This is a genomic window from Luteibacter sp. P4_D7_3 (genome assembly GCF_056401735.1).
This window is the reverse complement of record NZ_JBFUIT010000231.1, coordinates 1-6,597: the sequence shown is the minus strand read 5'-3', so window position 1 is coordinate 6,597 and position 6,597 is coordinate 1. Positions and strand designations below refer to the sequence as shown.

General features: G+C 64.6%; 7 protein-coding genes. 1 reads left to right on the top strand and 6 read right to left on the bottom strand.

All coding sequences use genetic code 11. The features are described 5' to 3' along the window. The 4 genes from AC1DSN_RS16505 to AC1DSN_RS16490 form a co-directional block, all read right to left on the bottom strand. Window positions 1–520: cation:dicarboxylate symporter family transporter (locus AC1DSN_RS16505; protein ID WP_477331727.1), on the bottom strand; the 520-nt coding region annotated here is incomplete at its 3' end. Window positions 521–566: 46 nt separating this feature from the next. Next, window positions 567–1,466 carry a substrate-binding domain-containing protein gene (locus AC1DSN_RS16500; protein WP_477331725.1) on the bottom strand — a complete coding sequence of 300 codons (900 nt, stop codon included), beginning with the start codon at window positions 1,464–1,466 and terminating at the stop codon, window positions 567–569. Then, the gene (locus AC1DSN_RS16495) at window positions 1,459–2,322 is read right to left on the bottom strand and encodes an amidohydrolase family protein (protein WP_477298763.1); all 864 of its coding nucleotides are present in this window, start codon (window positions 2,320–2,322) and stop codon (window positions 1,459–1,461) included. The genes AC1DSN_RS16500 and AC1DSN_RS16495 overlap by 8 nt, the downstream gene beginning before the upstream one ends. Before the next feature lie 50 nt (window positions 2,323–2,372). Continuing rightward, window positions 2,373–3,044, bottom strand: a complete 672-nt coding sequence (locus AC1DSN_RS16490) for a 4-carboxy-4-hydroxy-2-oxoadipate aldolase/oxaloacetate decarboxylase (RefSeq protein WP_213950201.1) — start codon at window positions 3,042–3,044, stop codon at window positions 2,373–2,375. Window positions 3,045–3,146: 102 nt separating this feature from the next. Here AC1DSN_RS16490 and AC1DSN_RS16485 point away from each other — a divergent pair, with 102 nt between their 5' ends. Next, window positions 3,147–4,364 (top strand): LysR family transcriptional regulator, encoded by a 1,218-nt coding sequence (locus AC1DSN_RS16485; protein WP_477298529.1) that lies wholly within the window; start codon window positions 3,147–3,149, stop codon window positions 4,362–4,364. 9 nt (window positions 4,365–4,373) lie between these two features. Here the strand turns inward: AC1DSN_RS16485 and AC1DSN_RS16480 are convergent, their stop codons facing one another. Continuing rightward, window positions 4,374–5,660: a chloride channel protein gene (locus tag AC1DSN_RS16480; RefSeq protein WP_477331722.1), complete on the bottom strand. Its 1,287-nt coding sequence runs from the start codon at window positions 5,658–5,660 to the stop codon at window positions 4,374–4,376. A 228-nt stretch (window positions 5,661–5,888) separates the two neighbouring features. After that, window positions 5,889–6,560, bottom strand: coding sequence for a TetR/AcrR family transcriptional regulator (locus AC1DSN_RS16475; protein WP_477331720.1), 672 nt, complete (start codon window positions 6,558–6,560; stop codon window positions 5,889–5,891). Window positions 6,561–6,597 lie beyond the last annotated feature (37 nt).

Sequence of the window (6,597 nt, the reverse complement as noted above, 5' to 3'; positions counted from 1 at the left end):
ACACCGAGAACACCAGGATCTGCAGGATATCTCCCTTGGCGAAGGCATCGAGTGCGGAGTTCGGCACCAGGTTGACCAGGAAGTCACCTGCGCCGGTCGGCACGGCCGTGTGTCCGTCCTTGGCGACGGCGACACCGGTGTGCAGCATGGCAGGGTCGATGTGCATGCCCACGCCGGGCTTGAGCAGGTTGATCGTCACCAGGCCGAGCACCAGCGCGATGCTCGTGACGACCTCGAAATACACCATGGCCTTGATTGCGATGCGCGCGACCTTGCCCAGATCGCGCACGCTGGCGATGCCGTGGGTGACGGTGCAGAAGATGATCAGCCCCACCACCATCTGGATCAGGCGAATGAAGATATCGCCCAGTGGCTTGAGCTGTTTGCCGATGTCCGGTGCCAGCGCGCCCAGCAGGACACCCAGCACCATGCCCGTCACGACCTGGAAGGTGAGGTCGTTGTAGAACGGGCGTCGCGCCTTGAGCGGCGTGGCGGCAGTAGTGGCGTTCAGCTTGCTCATTACCTTGGCGTTTCCAGGTGGGGGCCGTTCAGCCCTTTGGGGTCGTTCATTCGGTGACCCCGTCAAGTATGTCCTGCRCCGGGCCGAATACTTCGTCAATGCTCAGGCGGCGAGGCAGCAGGCCCTGCTCGACGCAGGCGTCGATGACATATTCCACCGGCTCGCGCAGCGTTTCATAGCCGAAGGCATACGGCGAAGGGGTACCGGGTGCATCCCGGAGCCGGGACTTCGACTGGAGAAGGAGGCGATACATCGCTTGTACGGCCGACGGGCTGCGCTGGGCGACGGCCGTGCTGACCGACACGACGTGGTTGATCGGCACGAAACCGTGCCGGTCGTACCACGCCCGGTCGAGGGTCGCGGCGTCCGTGATAACCGGAATGAATTCTTCATCCTTCGGCAGGTCGTTGCCGAGGATGGCCGCGTCGATGACCCCTTCGCGAAGCAGCTCCACCAGGCTGCGGTCGTCGTCGCCGTGCTCGACGAAGGCCGGGTCTTTGTACTGCTCCACATGCGCAGCGTCGCGTGTCAGCCAGTGCATGCTGTCCGTCGCCAGACCATAGTCTTCGGTGAGGTGCGCGCGCACCCACATGCCCGTGGTTTGCGTATAGGCGCGCACGCCGACACGCTTGCCGACCAGCCCTTCCGGTGTGGTCACGCCGCCGCTTCGCCGGGTAATCAGGCAACCGCGCTGGAAGCGCGATGCGACCACCGCAGGGAGGAGGATGATGGGCCGGCCAAATGCGATCGCCTGGAGGCCGGTGACGATGGCCAGTTCCGAGATATCGAAACTCTGATCGCGCACCATGGGTGCGAAGGCCTTATGAACCGGGGAGACCTCGACGACATCGAACGTGACGTCCGGGCTGCTGAGCGCGCCGCTCTTGATCGGCGCGGACAACGGCGAGTCGGCCAGGACGGTACGCAGGCGTGTGGACTCAGCCATGCTTGCCGTTCTCCGAAAGGCCGGGATAGATCGTTGCCGCGGTGCCGCTGAAAATCATGGCCTGGTCGTCGTGCGAGAGGCTGGAAAGTGCCTCGTGTGCGGCGGCGACGAGCGTCGGCAGCGTGCCTTCGGCCGCCGGGAAGTTCGAGCCCCAGGCGATGCGCCCCGCACCGAACGTGTCGATGGTCCGGGCCAGGAAGTCCTGCGGGGTCGACTTGCCTGCTGTTGCGGCGGTGAGGGTGCGATTGGTGAGCTTCAGGTAGACACCCGGGAACACCGCCATATCGAAAAGGGCTTGCGATGCGGTGAAGGGCGTGCCGTCGGACAGGTCCGGTCGCGCGCAATGGTCGAGCAACACGCGAACGGCGGGGAAGCGCTCGAGCAACGCTCGCAGGGCGGGAAGCCCTTCCATCGTCATCTGCAGGCAGACGGGGATGCCGAGCTTTTCGGCATGTGCCCAGGCGGCAAATGAATCCTTGTGGCCGAGCCAGTCGGACTGCCCGGGCATGGTGCTGCCGGTGGTGAACAGGCGAAATCCCGACAGCCCCTGGGCCTGCCAATGGTCGATCTGCTCGACGGCATCCGGAGCGAGTGCATCGATCGAGTAAACGCCGACGAAGCGGGAGGGGTTCGCGCGCACCGTGTCCACGACATAGCGGTTGTCGTGCCCGTAGACCGTCGATGCCTGCACGACGACGGCCTTGGCGATGCCTGCCTCATCGATAGCCTTGAGCAGGCCGCCTGCGTCCACGGGTCGCTTCTGCGACCACTCCGACTGATGACCGCCGATGGGGTCGGTCGGGTACGTCGCGGTATCGGGGGAGATCACATGCGTGTGGGTATCGAAGATCTTCATGGGGCTCTTATGGGTCGTAAGGTGGGGAGGGTTTGTCGCAGGCGTCGCCGTCAGCGGTACACGAGACCCTTGGCCGCCAGGCGCTCACGCATGGCGTAGATGTCGAGTCCGAGTTCGCCCTTCGCCAATCGATCGCGCACCTGTGCCTCGCGGGCTTCGCGTTCCAGGCCCTTCGCGAGCACCTCGTCCGCTTCTTCACGGAGGACCACGCATACGCCGTCGTCGTCCGCCACGACGATGTCGCCGGGACGTATGCAGACACCGCCGCAGACGAGCGGCACGTTGACCGAGCCCAGTGTTTCCTTGACCGTTCCCTGCGCGGAGATCGCCTTGGACCAGACGGGAAAGCCCATGGCCGTGAGGTCGCGAACATCGCGGACCCCGGCGTCGATGACCAGGCCCCGGCAGCCTTGTGCCAGCGCGGAGGTGGCGAGCAGGTCGCCGAAATAGCCGTCGGTGCAGTCGCTCGTCGGTGCCACGACGAGGATGTCGCCTTCCTGAAGCTGCTCGATGGCGACATGGAGCATCCAGTTGTCGCCGGGGGGAACGGACACGGTGACCGCCGAACCTGCGATGCGGGCGCCCGCATAGATGGGGCGCAGGTACGGGCCGGTCAGGCCCTTGCGGCCCTGCGCCTCGTGGATCGTGGCCACCCCGAGGGCAGCAAGCTCGTCGATAACCGCCTTGCCGGGCCTTTGGAGTTTGGTATTGACTGTGGGCATGCCCATTTTCGGTAGCTTGGGATGACGCTACCGTGCCCGTCCCGTGCACACTTTGCTATTTCGTTTTATGATCGAGGTATAAGTAAATACGATTGATTGCTCGTGAACGAGATTTTCCAGCTCAACCTCAGGCATCTGGATGCGCTGCTGGTCACCGGCCGCTCGGGCAGCATGAGTGCGGCCGCGCGCGAGGTGAGTCTTTCTCAGCCGGCGCTTGCGCAGGCGATGGCGAAGATGGAGCGAGTACTCGGGGAGCGTCTGTTCGACCGGCAGCCGGCCGGCGTCACACCGACGACAGCGGGCCGGATCATGATGCTTCGCATCGATCGTGCACTGCATTACCTCGCCCACGGCGGGCGGTTGGTAAGAAGGTCCGCCCGGCTCTCGCCGCTGCCGCATATCGAGCGGCGGGTCACCATGGTGCAGCTGCGAGCGCTCATTGCGGTGGAAGGCAACAGCAGCTACGTGCAGGCCTCTGAGCTGACCGGTTTGTCGCAGCCCGCCGTCCATCGTGCCGTGCGCGAGCTGCAGGACATCCTCGGTACGGATCTGTTCGTGAGGGTGGGGCGCATCGTGCGGCCCACGGATGTCGCGAGCCGGTTCGTTCGCTTCGCCCGTCTCATGCTTTCGGAATTGCGCGCAGGATTCGACGAGATCCGGGCGATGAACACGGACGATGCCGGCCGGGTGACGGTTGGCATCCTGCCCAGCGCGCGTGCCATCTTCTTCTCCGACCTGCTTGCGCGGTTCACCACCGCCCACGTGTCCGCGGCGGTGAAGGTGGTCGAGGCCTCGTATCGCGACCTGCTTGCCGGCCTTCGTCAGGGCGATCTGGATCTGATCATCGGCGCCCGTCGCGATCCCGCGCCCCACCGCGATGTGGTGCAGGAAGAGCTGTTCGACGACGACCCGGTGGTTGTCGGCCGCGCGGATCACCCGTTACGCGACAAGCACCAACTGGAGCTGTCGGACCTTCTGGGTTACCCGTGGGTCATTTCGGCACCCGGCATTCCGTTGCGGAACAAGTGGGAGCAGATCTTCACCAGCCGCGGCGTGGAGCCGCCGCGCCTTCGTATCGAATGTGGCTCGGTGCTGGTAACGCGTGGGCTGCTGCTCCAGGGCGACTGGCTTACGCTTGTATCGCGCGACCAGTTTCTCTTCGAATACCGCGCCGGGACGCTGACTGAGATCGGCAACCTCGGCGCGGAATTGCGTCGACGCATCGCCTTGACGCGTCGACGTGACTGGATGCCGACGCCTTTGCAGGCGGACTTCGTCGAACGCACGCATGCATTGGCGCGGGAGCGCGACGAGCACTGAGGTTGCCGGTCAGCCAGCCGCCGACTGCGGTGGCGTGGGATCCGCCACGAGATCGGTCGGTACGTGCACACCACGCCGGGCGATTTTCTCGGTCATGATCGTGTGCTGCATCATCAGCCCCGACACCAGATAGGCTGCGACGCTTGCCGCTAGCAAAGGCAGCAAGGCGTGCGGTTGCATCGTGGTCTCGAAGACGAACACGGCGGCGGTCAGCATCGCGCGCGAGGCGCTCGCGAAGAGTGCAGCCATGCCTACCAGGGCGGCCATGCGGGGATCCACCTGGGTGATCGGCCATTGCGCGAGGGCCAGGCCAAGCAGGCCGCCCAGCGCGCCGCCGATGGTGAACAGCGGCGCGAGCGTGCCACCGGACGTGCCGCTGCCCAGCGCGATCGACCATGAAACGAGTTTCGCGAAAGCGAGGATCGCCAGCGCACCGATAGTCATGTGGCCACCGATGACGGCGACGATGTTCTCGTAGCCCACGCCCAGCGTTGAAGGCACCGCATAGCCAATGATTCCGACGGCGAGGCCACCGATCGCTGGCCACCACATCCAGTGGATCGGAAGCTTTTCGAAGGCGTCTTCCAGACCGTACACGAGGCGAGTGACGGCCACGCCCGCCACACCGAAGATCAGACCCAACACGGTATAGAACGCGAGGGCTACGATCGAAGCCGGACCGAGGGCCAGCATGGGAAACACGGGCCCCGGCCCTTCGAGAGCGAAGCGCACGGCCGCTCCGGTTACGGCGGCCATGGCCACCGGCACCAGCGATCGCGCGCGTCGCTCGAACAGCAGCAGCTCGATGCTCAACAACACCGCTGCCAGCGGCGCCGCAAAAATGGCCGCCATACCCGCTGCCGCACCGGCCGCCAAGAGTGTCTTGCGTTCGTCGGCAGTTACGGGAAGCAATTGCCCGACATACGAGCCGAGCGCGCCGCCTGTCGCGATGATCGGACCTTCCGCGCCGAAAGGGCCACCCGTGCCGATTGCCACCGCCGAGGACAGCGGCTTCAACCAGATCATCCGCGCGGCAATGCGGCTTTCATTCGTGAGCACTTGCTCCATCGCCTCCGGAATACCGTGCCCACGGATGGCTCGTGAACCCCAACGCGCCATCAGCCCCACGATGAGGCCGCCGATCACGGGAATGACAATCACCCATGCGCCGCGCTGGTGGGTCGCCGGGCTGATCCACATCGTGCTCCAGTGTCCGAAGAACGCGAGTTGCGTGACCAACGCGATCAGCCGGGTCAAGCCGAACGCGATGAACGCGACGACAGTGGCAAGCGACATGGCTAGCAATGTCGACGCGACTATCCGCCGTCGAATGCGCGGCAAGCGGCTTGGCATGTGGGCTTGCGCGAGGGCAGGGTCCAAAGCCGGGGCGAGCGGAAGCGCCGCCCGATCATGGGGCGGATGCAGCGGATCAGTCATGAGGGCAATGCCAGACAGCGGGTTCGGCGAAAGGCTACGCGGAATGGAGCTCAGTAGCTGGCTGGCAGATGAATGACTGTCGCGAGGTTACCGCGAGCCAATGCCTTTGAGGATCAGATCGATCCCGGTAAGAAAATCTGCCCGGTCGTCGTGATCGGGCAACTGGTTCGCGATGCTGCAAGCGAAGGGATACTCCGCCGGATCGAGTTCGGACCATGTATTCGCCACGGACGCGAGAAAATCGGCTCGATTGAGGCCTTCTACCTTGGCAAATTGCGCGTTGGCCGCGTTCTGGCCACCCACGCCGAGGATGTAGCTCAACAACGCCGATACGGTTGTCCACTCGAGTTCGCGCGGAACACCCAGATGACGAAGCTGCTGGCCGATGCGTTCAAGGATACGTACCGCCGGTAACTGTCCTGGCGCATGAGCGAGTGCCGAGCCAACCCATGGATGGGCGTCGATCGCGTCGAACATGCCCAGCGCAATGGCGCGGAGGGTTGCCTCCGGCGTCGCGTCGGCAAGTGGTGCGTTCATCGCGCGGGCGACGATCGCGTCGCATGCCGCGGTAAGCAGTTCGCTTTTGTTGGCGACGTGCCAGTAGATCGCACCGGGGCCGGTGGCCAGCTTGAGGCAGAGGGCGCGGAAGGTGAGGCCGCTTTCTCCGGCTTCGTCCAGGAGGGCGATCGATGCTTCGATGATCCGCTCTCGTGAGAGTGAATCTTCCCGCCTTTGGCTGCCCGGTGATTTTTTGGCCATTCCTCATATTGACATGATTGGAACGCCGTTCCAATAT

Coding starts and splice junctions, on each gene's coding strand:
- AC1DSN_RS16495 (WP_477298763.1), bottom strand. CDS start 2,322: ATGAAGATCTTCGATACCCACACGCATGTGATCTCCCCCGATACCGCG.
- AC1DSN_RS16490 (WP_213950201.1), bottom strand. CDS start 3,044: ATGCCCACAGTCAATACCAAACTCCAAAGGCCCGGCAAGGCGGTTATC.
- AC1DSN_RS16480 (WP_477331722.1), bottom strand. CDS start 5,660: ATGTCGCTTGCCACTGTCGTCGCGTTCATCGCGTTCGGCTTGACCCGG.
- AC1DSN_RS16475 (WP_477331720.1), bottom strand. CDS start 6,560: ATGGCCAAAAAATCACCGGGCAGCCAAAGGCGGGAAGATTCACTCTCA.